Origin of the sequence: Duganella sp. CT11-25 (genome assembly GCF_047302815.1) — a bacterium.
Lineage (GTDB): Bacteria > Pseudomonadota > Gammaproteobacteria > Burkholderiales > Burkholderiaceae_D > Rugamonas.
In genome coordinates, this window is sequence record NZ_JBKBFD010000001.1 from 4,009,203 (window position 1) to 4,028,206 (window position 19,004).

A 19,004-nucleotide genomic window follows, 5' to 3' on the forward strand; every position below is an offset into this window, starting at 1 on the left:
CAAACGCCTAAGCTGGAGCTTTCGTGATGTAAAAACACCAAAGTTCGTTTGACTTGTTTTCTAGTTTTAATACAAGATAGTTCTCAGGCGTCATCAGAACGCCACTTGAACGACTACCTTCGAAAACACTAGGAGACACCCGCATGAAGTTGGACAACCTTACCCTTACCCCCGTGGCGGCCGCCTGCGCCATCCTGATGTCGGCGCTGGCAGCGCCGCTGCACGCCCAGACCGGCACCACGCCGCAGGCCTCCGACGCGCCGGTATCGACCGTCGTCGTGTCGGGCATCCGGCGCGGCATCGAAGACGCCATCTCGGTCAAGAAGGATTCGACCTCGATCGTCGAAACCATCTCCGCCGAAGACATCGGCAAACTGCCGGACACCAGCATCGCCGAATCGATCGCCCGCCTGCCGGGCCTGGCGGCGCAGCGCGTCGCCGGCCGCGCGCAGGTGATCAGCATCCGCGGCCTGTCGCCGGACTTCGCCACCACGCTGCTCAACGGCCGCGAACAGGTCAGCACCGGCGACAACCGCAGCGTGGAATTCGACCAGTATCCGTCCGAGCTGCTGAGCGCCGTCACGGTCTACAAGACGCCGGACGCGAGCCTGGTCGGCCAGGGCCTGTCGGGCACCATCGACATGCAGACCGTGCGCCCGCTGACCTTCCCCGGCCGCACGCTGTCGTTCAACGTGCGCGGCGAGAAAAACTCGCTGGGCAAGATCGCCAACGCCAAGGACACCGGCCACCGCGTCAGCGCCAGCTACATCGACCAATTCGCCAACCGCACGGTCGGCGTGGCGCTCGGCATCGCCAGCCTGGAGTCGCCCATCCTCGACAACGAGACCGGCACCTACGAACCGTTCGACCGCAGCACCGTGTCCGGCGTCCCGGCCGGCACCTATGTCACCGCCGGCGTCAAGGCGCTGGCCAAGAGCGGCACGCTCAAGCGCACGGGCCTGATCGGCGTGCTGGAATACCGCCCGTCCAAGCAGTGGACCAGTACCCTCGACGTCTTCGCCTCCGAGTTCAAGCAGGTCGACACCAACAACCAGTTCGAGGTCAACCTGGGCGGCTACAACGGCAGCAACAACCCGGCTGGCTTCAACTACAGCAGCACCAACATCTCCAACGGCACGCTGCTGGGCGGTACCGCCACCGGCGCCTACCCGCTGGTGCGCGGCCAGTACAACAACCGCAAGGACGAGATCCGCACCGCCGGCTGGGCCAACAAATTCAACTTCGGCAGCTGGTCGCTGCTGGCCGACGCCAACTACTCGCAGGCCAAGCGCGACGAGACCTACCTTGAGAACAACCTGCAGCTGCAAAGCGCGACGGGCGGCGCCTTCAACGATCCGCTGATGACGGTGGGCTGGAAGCCGGGTAACTTCGCCACCATCGCCGGCACCCTCAATTACAGCGATCCGACCAAGCTCTATACCGGTAACTCCATCTATGGCTACGGCAGCACCTACTCGCCGCACCTGAAGGACACGCTGAAGAGCTTCAAGCTGGCCGCCAAGCTGCCGGTGCCCGAGTCGCTGGACAGCTACCTGGGCGGCATCGACGTCGGTATCAACTACAGCGACCGCACCAAGACCAAGCGCCAGCCATCCGGCCAGCTGTTCGCCACCGGCAATCCGACCATCTCCAGCGACCTGCTGTACACGCCGGTCAACCTGGGCTTCGCCGGCGCCGGCATCGTCCCGTCGTGGAACGTGCCGGGCGTGATCGCCAAGTACTTCGATCCGATCAACTACAGCCTGGCCAACAACGCCGGCACCATCAGCCGCGCCTGGGACGTGACGGAAAAAATCACCACCGGCTACGCCCGCGCCAACATCGACAGCCAGTGGGGCGACGTGACCGTGCGCGGCAACTTCGGCGCGCAGCTGCTGCGCACCGACCAGTCGTCGGAATCGCTGTATGCCGACGCGACCGGCGCAGCCCATCCTATCGAAGACGGCAAGACCTACAACGACGTGCTGCCGAGTATGAACCTGGCCTTCGGCCTGGCCAACGACCAGACGCTGCGCGTCTCGCTGGCCAAGCAGATCGCCCGTCCGCGCGTCGACCAGCTGAACGCCGGCTTCAACTTCACCGTCGATACCGGCACCCGCCTGCCGAGCGGCAGCGGCGGCAACGCGCGTCTCGATCCGTGGCGCGCCAAGGCCTTCGACATCTCGTGGGAAAAATACTTCGCCAAGAAGGGCTACGTGGCGCTGGCGGGCTTCTACAAAAAGCTCGACACCTACATCTATAACTTCTCCGAGACGCGCGATTTCTCGCAGTACACGCCAGGTACCATCGCCATCACCAACATGGGCCAGTACAGCACCTCGTACAACGGCAACGGCGGCATGCTGAAGGGCGCCGAGCTGACCGTGTCGCTGCCGCTGGAAATGGTGACGCCGGCGCTGGACGGCTTCGGCCTGCTGGCCAGCAGCTCGTACACCGAGAGCGGCATCGACATCAAGGAAGTCAACTCGACCATCGGCAAGCTGCAGCTGCCAGGCCTGTCGCGCAATGTCACCAACGTGACGCTGTACTACGAAAAATCGGGTTTCTCGACCCGCGTGAGCACGCGCCGCCGTTCGGACTATGTGGGTGAGATCGGCAACTTCGCCGGCGACCGCCAGCTGCGTTATGTGGTCGGCGACCATCCGGTCGATTTCCAGATCGGCTATACCTTCAACGACGGCACCTACAAGGGACTGGGCATCCTGCTGCAGGTGAACAACCTGACCAACGAGGCGTATGAGACCTACGCCAACAGCAAGGAACGCCAGCTGGAGTATGCGAAATACGGTCGCACGGTCCTGTTCGGGATGAACTACAAGTTCTAGGTTACGTTCCAAGGACGCCGGCCGGGGTATCAGGCCGGCTTTGACCCTGCGGCCAAGGCTGCAGGGTCTTTTTTAGCGGCGCTGTTCGGATTCGCGATACCACAGGCCCAGCATGCAGAGGGCGAACACAAGCGCGAACGGGGCGACCGGCAACGGCCGTTCCGCCGCCGCGACCGCACCGGTACCGACCGTGGCGCGCGCCGCGTACTGCGCGGTGGCGTCGCGCCGCAAGGCCCGCTGCCATGCAGGCCAATCCTTCACATCGTAGACATAGGCCAGCGCCGGTGCCTCAACACCGCCGGCGCTGAATTTCGTCCAGCCAGCGCGCTGCGGCCACCACGCGCCGCAGTACGCCTCGGCCTTGTCCATCCGCGCCTGCAAGGACAGCGCCGGGCCGCCCTCCACTTGCAACGCCGCGCCGGCCTTGGCGCCTTGCACGCACACTTCGCTGCGCAGTCCTTGCAGCGGCATGACGTCTGGCAGCTGCCAGTTGGCCTTCCGCACGCTGGCCAGCGCGATCTTGTCCATCGCCGCCTGCCACCACAAGGTCAGGGCCTGCGGCGCGCTGATCGCATAGCGGTGCCAGTCCGATACGCCGATCCAGATCACGCGCCCCTGCCGCAGGTCGCGTTGCCAGAGCCACGGCTGCTTCTTGCCGTCACGCGCCAGCACCGACCACAGTTCGCCGGCGTTGTCGGCAGGGTTCAGCGTGGCGGGCGGCATCGCCAGCGATGCGCCGGCGACGCTGAACTGGCGCACATCTTCCTTTTCCGTCGTCGGCGATTGCGGATGCAGCGGCAAGCCCAACTCGCGCCGCCACATCGGCGCATCGGCGGCGTTACCGCCCAGGATCACCAGCGGCACGCCCTGCCCGGTCTGCGCCAGCAATGCGGCGCGCGCGGATGGCGACAGGTGCTCGACATAGGCCGCATCGACGAACATCGCGTTGGGCGCGATCAACGGCTCGCGCGCGGTTTCGCTGCGGGCGATGGCTTTGCCGAGTGTGACGCTCCAATCCATGATCGCGCTGCCGTCGGACAGCAGTTGATTCAGCGCGCCGGCATCGAACGATGGCGCATCGAAGCGCCCTTGTATCTGCAGCGGTACCGCATCCTGGACCTGCAGCGGTATCGGGCCTTGCGCGATGGTCTTGCCGGCGGCGTCGAGCAGGCGCGCCTGCAGCACCATGTTCTCCGCGACCGGCGGCAGCCATTGCACGGACAGTTGTGCCGTCGGCGGCGCATTGCCCGCGGCGGCCGCACCGGAATCCGCCAGCACCTGCTTGTTCTCGGCCAGCAGTTGCAGGCGCCATCCGGCTTGCGCCTGCGCGCGGCGCACCGTCAGGGTGAAGATACGGCCCAGCGACATCGAGCGCGGGAAATCGAGCCACAGCAGATCGGCGGCGGCGGGCGTCCATTGCAGCGGACGCGCGGGAAGGTCGCGCCATTCGGCTTTGCGCAGGCCGTCGCCGCTCAATGCTATCGCGCCGGCGCGCGGAATCGCCAGCCGGTCGGCATCGGTAAGCTGGCCCGTTGTGCCGGTGTCGATCGCCAGCGCATCGGCGCCGGCGACCGGTTGCCGCAGGTCGGCGATCGCCAGGGCCAGCGCGGCGCCGGCCACGCCGGCCAACGCGGCGTTGGTCCATTTGCGCTTGCGCCCATATAGCGCGGCGCTTGCCGCGCCGGCGGCCAAGGCGGCCAGTGGCGGCGCTATCGCCGCGAAATCCGTAGACATCATCATTTCGACTGCTCCTTGCCGCTCCAGGCCTGACGGAACGGGCTGTCCGCCGAAGGCCGCGCCTGCAGCAGCACCGGCGCATCGGTCAACGTTCCGCGCAGCCAGGCGCGCAGTTCGCCGCGGCAGGCCACGCAGCCGTCCAGCACATCCTGCACCGCGCGCTGGGCGCTGAGTTTCTGTTCCTGATCGGCGATGCGGGCGCCGATGGCGTCGCGCGCCGACTTGCTCCACAAGGCCGGCAACGCGCCATCCTGCGCCAGCGCCTGCACCAGTTCGCGCACTTCGGCGGGGACGCTGTCGCCGGCGGCGCCTTGCGCGCGCTTGTAGCTCATCACGCCGACGATATCGCCGCTCATGCGCTTCTCTTCCTTCAGCGCCGGCGGCACGAAGGCGGTGCGGTGCAGGTAGACGCGTTCGGCGGCCTGCAGTTCCTTGATCGCTTCCAGCGCCTTGTACTCGGGCGGCAGCGCGCCCTTGGGCGCGATGGCGCGCAACGATTTTTCCGCATCCCACATGGCGGACAGGGCGCGCTTCAGGACGGCCTTGGTTTGCGGATCGAAGATGGTGGCGTTGTCCTCCTGGTCGTGCGCGTGGCCGAACTCTTTCATGACCGCGATTTCGCTGCCCTGCTTTTCGCCGCCGCCATGGTGCTCCTCGTGTTCGTGCTCATGCTCGTCGCCGAACAGGCTGGATTCCTCGCCGAGGAACTGGCCGTAACGCAGCCGCAGCGCGGACTGGTCGGCAGCGATGCCTTCGCTGCGCGAACGCAGCGTGGCCGCCGCCATGTCCGGATGCGCGTGCAGGTCGGCCAGCAGCTGCTCGGTGTCGATGATGATCTGGCGCTGGCTGCGCAAGTTCTCCGGCTTGACCATGGACGGCAGCGCGGTCGAGTCCAGGCTTTCCGCTTCAGGTCCGGGCAGGCGCAGCGTGTAGGTCGGCGATTGGGTCGTGTGCGGCTTGTTCGGCGCGTTGTCGGTGGCGCGCACGAAGAAGTACAGTTCGTCGCCGGGCTCCATGCCCAGTTCCGCCAGCGTCCACTGCTTTTTCCAGTTGCGGCTTTTCGGGTCGGACGATTGCGGCAGCGGCACTTCGCGGTCGGTGAAGCGGACGTTCTCGCCGCTGCCGCGCGCCAGCGTCATATGCAGGCTGGCGCGGACGATGGCGTAGTCGTCGCGTGCCGCGACGGCCAGCTGCACGGCCGTCACATCCTTCCGCATCAGGTGGATCAATTCGGTCGGCTGGACAATGGTGATTTCAGGCGCGTGGTCCGGTGTGACGCGGATGTTGTAGCGCGTGCCGCCCGTGCCGCGTGCGCGCCAGAACAGCGATTCTTCGACGCGCTTGACGGCGCAGTCCTTGACGACGATGAGCGTTTGTCCGTCGCCCAACTCGACTGTCGGCTGCGTGCCGGCCGGTTTGCGGACGCACCAGCGCACTTCGGAGAATTGCGGAACCTGGATGTCGCGCGCGCCGGTGTCGAATGCGGCGACGCCGGTGTAGGCCGGCGGTGCGACGCGCAGATAGACTTCGCCGTCGACGATGGCCTTGTTGGCCTGCGCGGTTGCGGCGGGCGCCGGGCTGGCGGCTTGCCGGCCGTGATAGCCCCATGCGGCGCCGGCGGCCACGATGCTGAGCGCGAGCGGCAGCACGCCGAAGCGCACGCGGGTGCGGGCGATGCCGCGGTAGTCGTCTTCCGTCAGTACGCTGGCCAGGCGGGCGTGCAGGCGCTGCTGCTGGAGCCTGGCGATTGGCGTTGGTGCGTCGGCGGCGAGCAGCGTGCTGCTGTCCTCCAGTGCGGGGATGGCGGCGTTCAGCCACGACGTCCATTGAGTATCGATGCGCTTGCGCCATTGATGGATATCGATGGCGAGCCAGATGGCCCATGGGAGCATGGCGGCCAGCGCCAGCGTGCGCGCGGCCGGCAGCATTGCGGCGGCGATGGCCAACGGTGCGAGCGCGGCCAGCCAGTACGGGGCGCGGCGGCGCATGACCGCGCTCCACAGGCGGCCGCGCAGATGGTCAGTTTCGCCGGGCATGAGTCAGTATCCGTTCCAAGATGAAGAGCGCCAGCAGGACGAGCATGAGCCAGGCGGCGGGTTTGGCGTCGGCGATGGCAGGCAGGGCGCGAGCGGCGCTGAAAGTTTGCGATGGCGCCGGATAGGCTGGCGCCGGGGCGGCCTGCAGCAACCGCCAGGTTTCGTAGAGGGCGCGGGCGCTGTCGGCGTCACGCGGCGGGAAGGCGTCGGAGCTCCACAGGCGGCCGCGCGGGCTGTCGGCGTACTTGAGCACGAGGCCGTTGATCATCAGCGTTGAAGCGTTCGCCAGCTCGGGGAAGGCGGCCGGTGCGGCGCGTGCGACAGTCCGTGCGGCGGCCGGCATGGCGGCCGGCACGCTGGCCGGCGTAGCGGAAGCGACCCACCATTGCGGCGCGCGCCAATTGGCGGGCGGCGCGGCGTCCGGCGTGTCCCAGACGATCAACTCGGTGCCCGCCGCCGGTTCGGCGGCGAGCAAGTAGCGACCGGCGCCATCGCCGGCACGGTCAAAGGCGGAGAACAGCGCACGCCACGGCGCGGCGCGCTCCTGTGAGGCGGCCAGCGCGATGCGATGCCCGGCCGGCGCGGCGACGGCCGGCGCGCCGGCCAGTTCCGTGCGTAGTTCTACCTGATGGCTGAATTGCGGCATGCGGGCCGGCATCGCGACCTGGCTCGCGCGGGCGACGATCAATAGTTTCGCGTCCGCGCGCCAATCGCGCTCGTTCTGCCGCAGCCATTGCAGCGCGTCGGCCGGCAGCTCGACGCGCGGTGCGGCGGCAAGGCCGGCGGCGGCGATCTGCCGCTCCGCCCACGCCTTGTCGGCGCCGGCGTCCAGCAGCACGGTATCGCCGCGCCATGGGAAGATGGTCGCGGCCAGCCACGCGATCAGCGCGAGCAGCATCAGGCAGCGCACCAGCAGCAGGATGTGGTCGCGCCATTGCCAGACGCGCAGTTGCTCCGGAGCGGCGGCCGGCAGGAAACGCGCGCTGGCCAGCGGCTCGGCCTTCAGGCGCTGGCGCTTCTGGCGATGCCACCAGACCGGCAGCAGCAATACCGGCAGCGCAAGCCACCAAAACGGATAAGAACTCAACATCATTTCGCCCGTGCTCCCGCCAACCGCAGCCAGCTGCGCAACACCGCGTGCAGCGGCTGCTCGATGCATGCCTCGTACTGGACGATATTATTCTGACGACAGCTGGTCGCCACGCCATCGAAATGCGCGCGGCTTTGCTGCTTGTAGCTTTCGCGGTCGGCGTTGCTCATGCGGTGCAGGCCGTCGTTCTGTTCGGGGTCGCGGTATCCGGCCCCGGATTTGAAGGTGGCATCCACCTCGGCCTGTGTGCGCAAGGTCAGCAAGCGCACATCGTGGCGCAGGTTCCGCAGGCGCAGCAGGGCCTCGCTCAGCGGCGATGGCCAGTCGAGAAAATCGCTGGCCGCAAAGATCAGGCTTGGCGAGCGCGCAAAGTGCAGATTCGCCTTCAGCACCTCCGCATTGGGCAGCACGCCGTCCGGCTTGACCTTCGCCAGCTGCGCCAGCACCCGCTGCAACTGGCGCGGCCCGCGCGTGGCCTGTGTGAACTCGACCTTGCCGCCGCTGCACACCACCAGTCCGAACGCATCGCCCTGCCGCTGCGCGATCGCCGCCACGCACGCCAGCACGGTGCGCGCGAACCACAGCTTGTCGATGCCGTTGATCTCGCGGCTGGGCTCCGCCATCGACGCCGTCGCGTCCAGCCACAGCCAGGTGGCGACGTGGCTGTCCCGCTCCGCCTCGCGGACGAAATAGCGGTCGGCGCGCGCCAGCAGCTTCCAGTCGACGCGGCGCCACTCGTCGCCCGGCGCATAGGCGCGGTACTCGGAAAACTCCACGCCGGCGCCGCGCTCGCGGCCCGCGTGCAGGCCATGGCCGAGCCCCGCCAGCACGTGACGGATCACCAGGTCCAGATCCTTGGTCTGGGCCATCATCGCGGTCATGGCGGCCGTCGCCGCAGCCTTCTCGGATACCTGCATTATTCTGGACGAATATGCTCGCGCAGCGCCAGCAGGATGTCGGCGATCGCCACGCCATCCGCTTCCGCCTCGAAGTTGCGCAGCACGCGGTGCGCCAGCACCGGCAGCAGCATCTCGCCGATATCCTCGCGCGTGACCGCCAGGCGGTTATGCATCAGCGCGCGCGCCTTGGAAGCCAGCACCAGCGCCTGGCCCGCGCGCGGACCCGCGCCCCAGCCCACATGCTTCTTCACCGCCGGCACCGTCGTCAGCGCCGGGCGGGTGGCGCGCACCAGGCGCGTCGCATACTTCAAAAGGTGATCGCCGATCTCGATATCGCGCACCAGCTGCTGCAGGCGCAGCAGGGTCGCCACATCCATCACCGGCTCCGCATCCTTCAAGCCAGCGTGCGTGGTGGCGGAGACCATCGCGATCTCCTCTTCCTCGGTCGGATAGACCACGTCGATACGCAGCAGGAAGCGGTCCAGCTGCGCCTCCGGCAGCGGGTAGGTGCCGGCCTGCTCGATCGGGTTCTGCGTCGCCAGCACGAAGAAAGGCTTGGGCAGCTTGTGCGTCTGGCCCGCGAAGGTGACGCTGCGCTCCTGCATCGCCTCCAGCAATGCGGACTGGGTCTTCGGCGGCGCGCGGTTGATCTCGTCGGCCAGCAGCACCTGCGTGAACACCGGCCCTTGCTGGAAGCGGAACTCGCGCTTGCGCGTCGCATGGTCCTCTTCCAGGATCTCGGTGCCGACGATATCCGACGGCATCAGGTCCGGCGTGAACTGCACGCGGTGAAAGTCCAGCTCCGTCGCCTGCGACAGCGACTTCACCAGCAATGTCTTGCCCAGCCCCGGCACGCCCTCGACCAGCGCATGGCCGCCGGCCAGCAGGCAGATGATCAGCGAATCGATCACGTTCTCCTGGCCGATGATGACCTTCGACATGCTCGCCTTCAGCGCAGCCACCTTGGCGCTCAAGGCGCCGATTTCATTTTCGCTCCAGGCGATTGCACCATCAGCAGGCATAGTAATTAAGCTCCCAACGCATATTGAATAATATTGACCGCAAAGCGGGTGTTGTCGATGACCAGGAAACGCTTGTTGCGGAAGTCATAGTCCCACTCGCAGCCATAGTCCTTGTTGCTATACAAAAGCCGCACGCGGCCGCCGACCTCGACCGCCTTCAGGTAGTCGTGCACCAGGTCGTCGCCCCAGCCGTTCAGCTCCACCCCGGTGTTCGGCGGACCGTCGAACTTGAAGAAGCTCGAATACACCGGATGGTTGTTCGGGATCTTGTGCAGCGCCTTCGGCCCGAAGATGCGGGCGATTTCGGCCTCGAACGATTTCGCGAACAGCCCGTCGATATCGTGGTTGCAGTCGTCCACGAACAAAAAGCCGCCGCCCTTGATGTAGCGCTCCAGGTTCTTGCGCTCGGCCGCCGTGAACTGCACCAGCTTGTGGCCGGCGAAATAGCAGAACGGCGCCTCCAGCATCTTCGGATCGGACAGCGCGACGATGCGCTCGACGGGATCAACCCGCAAGGTCGTGTATTCGACCAGCGAGTTGAGCACGTTGCTCGGCATGCGGATATCGACATCCCAGTCGCCCGACTCGTACGTCAGGCGCGTGAAATAGAAATCGTAGTTGGCCACCGGGGTTCCTTAACCTTGTCCTTACACCGCGTCCGACAGCGACGTGAAGTTGAAGTCGCGGACCTTCATCGGCGGAATCAGCATCTGGAAGCGCACTTCGTCGCCGCCGATGACGACCGGCTTGCCCAGCTCCTCGATATTGTTCAGCATCGTCACCGGGCTTTCGTTGAAGCGGAAGTTCTTCACCGGATGCTTGATCTTGCCGTTCTCGATGTAGAAGGTGCCGTCGCGCGTCAATCCGGTCAGCAGCAGCGATTGCGGATCTACCATGCGGATGTACCAGGTGCGGGTCACCAGGATGCCCTTCTTGGTGCTGGCGATCAGCTCCTCGGTCGACTTGCCGCCGCCCGCCATGATCATGTTGCCGTGGCGGCCGAAGGCGCGTTTGCCCTGCTTCTCCGCCCAGTAGCGGGTGTAGTCCAGCGACTCGATCTTGCCGCCCTTGATGACATCGGTGCGCTCGCGCGCCAGCATCGACTGGTTATCCCAGGCCAGCACCGGCACGTCCGGATTCCACGGATCGGCCCACAGGTTGACCTGCTCGTCGAACAGCTTCTCGCCCAGGCGGTTGCCGCCGCCCTTTTTCGACAGGAAGCTGCGGCCCTCGTCGGCCTGGCGCGCATCGAAGGCGCCGAACATGCGGCCGATGATTTCCGAGGTCGCCGCCGGCTCCAGGATCACGGTGTAGCGGCCCGGCTCCAGCGCCTTGGCTTCCACCGATTTCAGCGCCTTCTCGATGGCGATCTCGGACGCTTCGCGCGCGTCGAACTTCTTCGCATCGTTGGCGGAGCGGGTCACCCAGCCGGAACCCCGGCCGTCTTCGGTGCGCGTGGTCACGGTGAAGCCCAGGTTGCTCAGCGTCTGGTAGCCGAACACGCCGTTCGAGTTGGCCACCGTCTCGAAGCCGGTGGTATCGCTGAAGAAGCCCGCCGCGACCAGCCCCTGCTTGCGCGCGGAGTTGATGCTGATGGACGCGACTTCGGCGCGGTACTCGGGATCGATGGCGGCCGTGGCTTCGCTGTAGGTCGCCGAGCCTTTGTACTCCTGCTTCTTGATCGCCGGCTGGAACTCCGGGTTCTCCGGCGCCAGGCGCGCCACGTCTTCCGCGCGGCGCACGGCCTTTTCCAGCGACTTGTCGTCGAACTCATTGATCGACGCGGTGCCCTGGCGCTTGCCGAAGGCGACGCTCACGGTCAGCTGCGTATTCTCGATCAGGCCGGCGGTGGAGACGGCGTTGCGCGCGTAGCGGATATTGCCGTTGCGGCTGCCGCTCAGCTGCACGCGGCATTCGTCGGCCTTGGACAGCGACATCACCTTGTCGCAAATGCGTTTTGCTTCTTCCTGGTTCAGCATCTTCATTGTTTATCCAATCTTGCGAGCAGTGTTGATCACGTTGATGCCGTTGAAGCGGGTCGTCGGCGAACCGTGCGACACCGCGCTGACCTGGCTAGGCTGGCCTTTGCCGTCGAAGAAGGAGCCGCCCATGCGCCAGTCGCGTTCATCGCACAGCGCGGTGCAGGCGTTCCAGAACTCCTGCGTGTTGGACTGGTAGGCCACGTCCTCCAGCGGATTGGTGATCTTGCCGTTCTTGATCTCGAAGTACAGCTGGCCGCCGAACTGGAAGTTGTAGCGCTGCTGGTCGATCGAGAACGAGCCGCGGCCCAGGATGTAGATGCCCTTCTTGACGTCCTTGATCATCTCGTCCGGCGTCAGCTGCTTCTTGCCGGCCGCCAGCGAGACGTTGGGCATACGCTGGAACTGCACGCTGCTCCAGCTGTCCGCGTACGAGCAGCCATGCGATTCCTTCTCGCCGATGACGGCGGCCTGGTCGCGCGTGGCCTGGTAGTTGACCAGGATGCCGTCCTTGATGATGTCCCAGCGCTTGGAGGCCACGCCCTCGTCGTCGTAGCCGACGCAGCCCAGCGAGCCCGGGGTGGTCTTGTCGGCGACGAAGTTGACGATGTCCGAGCCGTACTTGAATTTCTTCGATTTCCACTTGTCCAGCGTGGCGAAGCTGGTGCCGGCGTAGTTGGCCTCGTAGCCCAGCACGCGATCCAGCTCGGTGGCGTGGCCGACCGATTCGTGGATGGTCAGGAACAGGTGTTCCGGCGACAGCACCAGGTCGTACTTGCCCGGCTCGACCGACTTCGCGCTCAGCTTCTCGCGCGCCTGGCGGCCGGCGGTGCGCGCATCCTCGATGATGTCGTAGGCGCCCTTGTACAGCGTGGTCACGCCGCCGGCGGCCTTGATCTTGTTCTCGGCCTTGGCCTCGAAGAACTCATAGCCCATGCTGACCGGCGACGACAGGCCGTCGCGGGTGCGGAAGCGGTTGGCGGTCTTGTCGACGGCGGTGGCGGTCAGCGGCGACCACAGGCGATGCACGTCCTGGTCGATATACGAGCCGTCGGTGGAAGCGAAATACTTCTGCTGGTTGACCTGGAACAGGTTGGCCGCCATGAAGCTGGCGCCCGCGTCCAGGCCGGCCCGGTTCGCGGCCAGCAGCATCTCCGCCTTTTCCTTGATCGGCACCGTGCGCCAGTCTTTCTTGAACGGCGTGGCCCACGCCACTTCGCCCACGCCCTTGACCGGCGCCAGCACCACGGGTTCGGCCTGCAGCTTGGCGTTGGCGCGCGCGATGGCGACGGCCTGGCGCGCGGCGTCGGCCACCGAGTCGGGGTTCATCACATTGGTCGAGCAGAAGCCGTAGGCGCCGTTGGCGATCACGCGCACGCCGACGCCGGAGGATTCGGTATTGACGATGTTTTCCACGTTCATGTCACGGGTGGTGATGAACTGGTTCAGGTAGCGGCCGATGCGCACGTCGCAATACGTGGCGCCGGCCTTGGTGGCCGCGTTCATGGCGGCGTCGGCCAGGGCCTTCTTGAACTGCACGGCCATGGGGTTGAGCAGCTCTTCGGCCGCGATGGCGTTGCCGAACACCGGGATCAGCATGCTGCCGCCGGCGGCCGCGCCGATTTTTAGAAATGAACGTCGTTCCACTTTAGCTCCTGAAAAAATAAAACGGGGCCGGAAACTGCTTCCCGGCCCCTTGGGACTTTACACCGCGTCCGACAGCGACGTGAAGTTGAAGTCGCGTACCTTCATCGCCGGAATCAGCAGCTGGAACTGCGACTCGTCACCGGACAGGATCTCCGGCTTGCCGATTTCCTCGATGTTGTTCAGCATCGACACCGGGCTCTCGTTGAAGCGGAAATTCTTGATCGGATGCTTGATCTTGCCGTTCTCGATGTAGAAGGTGCCGTCGCGGGTCAAGCCGGTCAGCAGCACCGATTGCGGATCGACCATGCGGATGTACCAGGTGCGGGTCACCAAGATGCCCTTCTTGGTATTGGCGATCAGCTCCTCGGTCGACTTGCTGGTGCCGGCCATGATGATGTTGCCCGGCGTGCCGATGGCGCGCTTGCCCTGCTTCTTGGCCCAGAACAGCGAGTAGTCCAGGTTGGCGATCTTGCCGCCCTTGATGATGTCCTGGCGTTCGCGCGCCAGCATGCTGCCGCCGTCCCACGGCAGCACCGCGACGTCCTTGTCCCACGGGTCGGCCCAGACGTTGACCTGCTCGTCGAACAGCTTCTCGCCCAGGCGGTTGCCGCCGCCCTTCTTCGACAGGAAGCTGCGGCCCTCGTCGGCCGAGCGGGCGTCGAAGCTGTTGAACATATAGGCCAGCACGTCGGAGGTCGCGGCCGGCTCCAGGATCACCGTGTAGCGGCCCGGTTCCAGCGCCTTGGCTTCCACCGAGCGCAGTGCTTTTTCAATCGCCACGTCGGATGCCGAGCGGGCGTCGAACTTGCTGACATCGCCGACGCTGCGCTTGGCCCAGCCGGAGCCGCGGCCGTCTTCGGTGCGCACGGTCACGGTGAAGTCCAGGCCCGTGTCCTGCTGGTAGCCGAACACGCCGTTGGAATTGGCGATGGCGGTGAACTGCGTGCTGTCGGTGAAGAAGCCCGCCGCCACCAGCTTGTTCTTCTTGCTGTTCTCGATGCTGTAGGCCGCGACCTGGGCGCGGAATTCGGGATCGATGTCGGCGGTCTTCTGGAAGAAGGTCTGGGTGGCCTTGTATTCCTGCTTGGTCGGCGTCGCCATGAACTCCGGATTTTCCGGCGCCAGGCGGGCCAGGTCTTCCGCGCGGCGCACGGCTTTTTCCAGCGACTTGTCGTCGAACTCGTTGATGGCGGCCGTGCCCTGCTTCTTGCCGAAGGCGACGGACACCGACAGCTGCGTATCTTCGATCAGGCCGGCGGTCGACACGGCGTTGCGCGCATAGCGGATATTGCCCTTGCGGCTGCCGTTGATGGTCACTTCGCACTGGTCGCCCTTGGACAGGGACAGCACCTTGTCGGTAATGCGCTTGGTCTCTTCTTGACTCAGGAATTTCATATTCTTCTCTCTCCAGGCTTAGCCGATCTTGCGGGCCGTGTTGATGACGTTGATGCCGTTGAAGCGCGTCGTGGATGCACCGTGCGAAACGATGGACACCTGCGGCGGCTGGCCTTTGCCGTCAAAGAAGGAGCCGCCCATGCGCCAATCGCGCTCGTCGCAGATGCCGACGCAGGCGTTCCAGAACTCCTGGGTATTCGATTGATACGCCACGTCCTCCAGCTGCTGGCCGATCTTGCCGTTCTTGATTTCGTAGAACAGCTGGCCGCCGAACTGGAAGTTGTAGCGTTGCTGGTCGATCGAGAAGGAACCGTCGCCGACGATGTAGATGCCCTTCTTGACGTCCTTGATCATTTCGTCCGGCGTCAGCTTCTTCTTGCCCGCCTTGAGCGAGACGTTCGGCATGCGCTGGAACTGCACGTTGGCCCAGTTGTCCGCATACGAGCAGCCGTGCGATTCTTTTTCGCCGATGATGTGGGCCTGATCGCGGGTGGCCTGGTAGTTGACCAGGATGCCGTCCTTGATGATGTCCCAGTTCTTGCACTTGACGCCTTCGTCGTCGTAGCCGACCGCGCCCAGCGAACCCGGGGTGGTCTTGTCGGCGACGATGTTGACCAGGTCCGAACCGTACTTGAATTTCTTCGACTGCCACTTGTCCAGCGTGGCGAAGCTGGTGCCGGCGTAGTTGGCCTCGTAGCCCAGCACGCGATCGAGCTCGGTCGGGTGGCCGACCGACTCGTGGATGGTCAGCCACAGGTGTTCCGGCGTCAGCACCAGGTCGTACTTGCCCGGCTCGACCGACTTGGCGGTCAGCTTGGCCTTGGCCTGCTTGCCGGCCAGGCGCGCGTCTTCGATCAGGTCATACGATTTGGTGTACAGCGTGGTCACGCCGCCCGCCGCCTGGATCTTGTCTTCCTTGCGCGCGTCCAGATATTCATAACCCATGCCGACCGGCGCCGACAGGCCCTGGCGCGAACGGAACTTGTTGGTCTTCTGGTCGACGGCGGTGGCGAAGAACGGCATCCACATGCGGTGGATGTCCTGGTCGATGTAGGAGCCGTCGGTGGAGGCGAAGTACTTCTGCTGGTTGACCTGGAACAGCAGCGATTGCATGAAGCTGGCGCCGCCCTCCATGCCGGCCTTGTTGGCGGCGATCAGCAGGTCGGCCTTCTCCTTGATGGCGACGGTGCGCCAGTCCTTGATGATGGGCGTGGCCCACGACACTTCGCCGACGCCCTTGACCGGCGCCAGGATCACGGGCTCGGTCTGCAGCTTGGCGTTGGCCTTGGCGATGGCGACCGCCTGGCGCGCCGCGGCGGCCACGCCGTCCGGCGTCATGTCGTTGGTGGCGGCGAAACCGTAGGCGCCGCCGGCGATCACGCGCACGCCGACGCCGGCCGATTCCGTGTTGGTCACGTTCTCGACGTTCAAATCGCGGGTGGTGATGAACTGGTTCAGGTAGCGCCCGACGCGCACGTCGCAATACGACGCGCCGGCTTGCGTGGCCGCGGTCATCGCGGTATCGGCCAGCATTTTTTTGAACTGCACGGCGACCGGCTTGAGCAACTCTTCCGCGGCGATTGCGCGGCCGAATGCGGGCAGCAGCATCGTGCCCAGGGCCAGACTACTAATATTGAGGAATCCACGTCGTTCCATCGTATCTCCAAACGTAAGGCTTGTTGTGGGCCAGGCGCCCAGGGTTCTGCTTTTTATTTGCTCTTATTGCTTGAACTACCACCGTACTGCTTGTTACTTTACGTTACACCTGAATATCCGTCGCCGTTTCCTTGGTTTTAGCAATATATTAGCGCCGGATTAAGGAACGGGATAGGCAAAATGTGTGCCATCGGAAATCGTCATGTAAACCTTGATTTTTGGTGTCCGAAGTGTCCGCTTACGTGTCCGAAAAGTGTCCGCCGGGTGTCCGCAGCGCACGGGCGCACTGCGGCGGTGCGGCGTGTGCCATTTCGCTTGACCTCTTTGCAAGCTTGGCCGATGATCGCGTCACCAAACAACCCTCTGGAGATACCGCATGAAACGATACGCACTGGCCGTACTGGCCACCACCATGCTGCTCGGCGCGACCGGCGCCGCCCACGCGGACGACGCGCTGAAGGCGGCCGTCGCCGCCAAGTCGCGCACGCCGGCCAATGTGGAGCGCGACGTGTATCGCCATCCCTACGAGACCTTGAGCTTCTTCGGCATCAAGCCGACCATGACGGTGGTGGAGCTGACGCCGGGCGGCGGCTGGTACACCGAGATCCTGGCGCCCTACCTGCGCGAGCACGGCAAGCTGATCACCGCCGGCAACGACCTGGCGTCGCCGAGCGAGGGCGAACGCAAGGGCGCCGAGCGCTTCATCGCGCGCCTGAACGCCAAGCCCGAGGTGTACAACAAGGTGGCGCTGGGCGTGTTCTCGCCGCCGCGCAAATACGAACTGGCGCCGCCGAACAGCGTCGACATGGTGCTCACCTTCCGCAACATCCACAACTGGATACCGATCGGCCCGGACAAGCTCAAGGAGCTGTTCGGCAGCGTCTACACGGCGCTGAAGCCGGGCGGCGTGTTCGGCGTCGAGGAGCACCGCCTGCCGGCCTCGAAGACGCAGGACGCGGAGGCCAGCACCGGCTATATGCATGAGAAGTATGTGATCGGCCTGGCCGAAGCGGCCGGCTTCAAGCTGGCCGCCAGGTCGGAAGTCAACGCCAACGCCAAGGACACCGCCGACCACAAGGGCGGCGTGTGGGCGCTGCCGCCGACCTATACCAACAAGGACGAGGACCGCGCCAAGTACCAGGCCATCGGCGAGAGCGACCGCATGACGCTGAAGTTCGTCAAGCCGTAGGCGCTTTCAAAAGCGCGTGAACTTGGTCTCGTCCGGCGAGCCGCCGGGCGCCAGGTTCAGGTTGCGCGCCGCGCGCGGTGCCGCGGCGGCGCTGGCGGCCACGGGTCTCAGCGGCGGCGCCGCGCGCCGCACCGCCGGCCGGCCGTCGTCGACCGCGTACTGCTTGAACACCGCCATCAGGCGCCCCAGCTGCTCGGCCTGGGCGCTCATCTCTTCCGAGGTCGCCGCCAGTTCTTCCGAGCTGGCCGCGTTCACCTGCGTGGTCTGGCTCAGCTGGATCACCGCGCCGTTAATCTGCCGCACGCCGGAGCTCTGTTCTTCCGAGGCCGCCGCGATCTCCTGCACCAGGTCCGAGGTCTTGCGGATATTCGGCGCCAGCGCGTCGAACATCACGCCGGCCTGCTCGGCCAGGTCGACGCTGTCGGAGGCCACCTTGCTGATCTCCTGCGCCGCCACCTGGCTGCGCTCGGCCAGCTTGCGCACCTCGGCCGCCACCACCGCGAAACCCTTGCCGTGTTCGTGCGCGCGCGCCGCCTCGATGGCCGCGTTCAGCGCCAGCAGGTTGGTCTGGTAGGCGATGTCGTCGATGATGCTGATCTTGCTGGCGATCTGCTTCATCGCCGCCGCCGTCGCCTTCACCACCTCGCCGCCGCGCGCCGCCTCCAGCGCGGCCTGGGTGGCGATGCCGTCGGTGATCTTGGCGTTCTCGGTGTTCTGCGCGATCGAGGCCGTCATCTGCTCGATCGAGGCGCTGGTCTCCTCCACCCCCGCCGCCTGCTCGCTGGACGCCTGCGACAGCGACTGCGCGGTGGCGCTGACCTCCTGCGAGGCGCCGGCCAGGCTGCTCACCACCATCTGCACCTCGCGCACGATGCCCGACAGGCTGCGCGCCAGCCATACCGCCAGCACGCAACCGAGGACGGCGATGACCACGTCCACCGCCAGTATCATCTGCTTGGCGGAGTCGGTCACCTCGGTCATGGCCGCCGATTCTTTCCTGGTCTCGGCGTCGTTCACCTTGAGCAGCTTGCGGAAGGCGGTGGCGATGGCCTCGTCGGCGCCCTTGATGGCCTTGTCCATCTCCAGCACGGTCATGCCCTTCTCGCGCATGGCCTCCAGCTCGGTCATGCTGTCGCCATAACTCTTGGTGCCGGTCATGACATCGCCGAGCAGGGTCTGCTCCTCGGCGCTCAAGCCGCCGGCGGCCCGGTAGGCCGCCATCTCCTTGTCGATTTCGGCCAGGTCGGCGCGGAACTTGGCGTTGTTGTCGCCGCCGCGCAGCACGTAGTTCTTGAAGTGGCGCACCGCGTGGCCGTGCGCCGTCACGCCTTCCAGCACGGCGTTCTTGCGCGCCAGCGTGACGGTTTCAAAGTCGGTCCAGTGCTCATGCAGCGACGTCAGCTTGGCGAAGGCGATGATGCCCAGCAGGACCACAAGCAGCACGATGGCGCCGAAACCGGCGTGCAGCCGGGTCTCCATTTTCATCTGATTCAGCATGAGCGATTACT

13 protein-coding genes are annotated in these 19,004 nt (G+C 65.6%); 2 read left to right on the top strand and 11 right to left on the bottom strand.

Annotation, left to right across the window (positions count from 1 at the left end; all coding sequences use genetic code 11):
- Window positions 1–143 precede the first annotated feature (143 nt).
- The gene (locus ACEN9F_RS17220) at window positions 144–2,846 is read left to right on the top strand and encodes a TonB-dependent receptor (protein WP_413421594.1); all 2,703 of its coding nucleotides are present in this window, start codon (window positions 144–146) and stop codon (window positions 2,844–2,846) included.
- Window positions 2,847–2,918: 72 nt separating this feature from the next.
- Here ACEN9F_RS17220 and ACEN9F_RS17225 read toward each other — a convergent pair whose 3' ends face one another.
- From ACEN9F_RS17225 to ACEN9F_RS17270, 10 genes are read right to left on the bottom strand one after another with little or no spacing between them, the layout of a single operon-like run.
- Window positions 2,919–4,586 carry a hypothetical protein gene (locus tag ACEN9F_RS17225; protein WP_413421596.1) on the bottom strand — a complete coding sequence of 556 codons (1,668 nt, stop codon included), beginning with the start codon at window positions 4,584–4,586 and terminating at the stop codon, window positions 2,919–2,921.
- Window positions 4,583–6,619 carry a DUF4175 family protein gene (locus ACEN9F_RS17230; RefSeq protein WP_413421598.1) on the bottom strand — a complete coding sequence of 679 codons (2,037 nt, stop codon included), beginning with the start codon at window positions 6,617–6,619 and terminating at the stop codon, window positions 4,583–4,585. The genes ACEN9F_RS17225 and ACEN9F_RS17230 overlap by 4 nt, the downstream gene beginning before the upstream one ends.
- Window positions 6,603–7,712 (bottom strand): BatA domain-containing protein, encoded by a 1,110-nt coding sequence (locus ACEN9F_RS17235; RefSeq protein WP_413421599.1) that lies wholly within the window; start codon window positions 7,710–7,712, stop codon window positions 6,603–6,605. The genes ACEN9F_RS17230 and ACEN9F_RS17235 overlap by 17 nt, the downstream gene beginning before the upstream one ends.
- Window positions 7,709–8,626 carry a DUF58 domain-containing protein gene (locus tag ACEN9F_RS17240; RefSeq protein ID WP_413421601.1) on the bottom strand — a complete coding sequence of 306 codons (918 nt, stop codon included), beginning with the start codon at window positions 8,624–8,626 and terminating at the stop codon, window positions 7,709–7,711. Before ACEN9F_RS17240 ends, ACEN9F_RS17235 begins: the two co-directional genes overlap by 4 nt.
- A complete protein-coding gene (locus ACEN9F_RS17245) occupies window positions 8,626–9,630 on the bottom strand; it encodes an AAA family ATPase (protein ID WP_413421602.1) in 1,005 nt (334 codons plus the stop codon). The genes ACEN9F_RS17240 and ACEN9F_RS17245 overlap by 1 nt, the downstream gene beginning before the upstream one ends.
- Window positions 9,631–9,635: 5 nt before the next feature.
- Window positions 9,636–10,256, bottom strand: coding sequence for a DUF4159 domain-containing protein (locus ACEN9F_RS17250; protein WP_413421604.1), 621 nt, complete (start codon window positions 10,254–10,256; stop codon window positions 9,636–9,638).
- A gap of 21 nt (window positions 10,257–10,277) precedes the next feature.
- Window positions 10,278–11,615, bottom strand: coding sequence for a TldD/PmbA family protein (locus tag ACEN9F_RS17255; protein ID WP_413421606.1), 1,338 nt, complete (start codon window positions 11,613–11,615; stop codon window positions 10,278–10,280).
- A 3-nt stretch (window positions 11,616–11,618) separates the two neighbouring features.
- Window positions 11,619–13,256 (bottom strand): TldD/PmbA family protein, encoded by a 1,638-nt coding sequence (locus ACEN9F_RS17260; protein WP_413421607.1) that lies wholly within the window; start codon window positions 13,254–13,256, stop codon window positions 11,619–11,621.
- Window positions 13,257–13,313: 57 nt separating this feature from the next.
- A complete protein-coding gene (locus tag ACEN9F_RS17265) occupies window positions 13,314–14,651 on the bottom strand; it encodes a TldD/PmbA family protein (RefSeq protein WP_413421609.1) in 1,338 nt (445 codons plus the stop codon).
- An 18-nt stretch (window positions 14,652–14,669) separates the two neighbouring features.
- Window positions 14,670–16,307, bottom strand: coding sequence for a TldD/PmbA family protein (locus ACEN9F_RS17270; protein WP_413421611.1), 1,638 nt, complete (start codon window positions 16,305–16,307; stop codon window positions 14,670–14,672).
- A 376-nt stretch (window positions 16,308–16,683) separates the two neighbouring features.
- Between ACEN9F_RS17270 and ACEN9F_RS17275 the strand changes: the two genes are divergently transcribed.
- A complete protein-coding gene (locus ACEN9F_RS17275) occupies window positions 16,684–17,496 on the top strand; it encodes a class I SAM-dependent methyltransferase (protein ID WP_413421613.1) in 813 nt (270 codons plus the stop codon).
- A gap of 6 nt (window positions 17,497–17,502) precedes the next feature.
- Here the strand turns inward: ACEN9F_RS17275 and ACEN9F_RS17280 are convergent, their stop codons facing one another.
- Complete coding sequence (locus tag ACEN9F_RS17280) at window positions 17,503–18,993, bottom strand: methyl-accepting chemotaxis protein (protein ID WP_413421615.1); 1,491 nt, start codon at window positions 18,991–18,993, stop codon at window positions 17,503–17,505.
- Window positions 18,994–19,004: the final 11 nt, after the last annotated feature.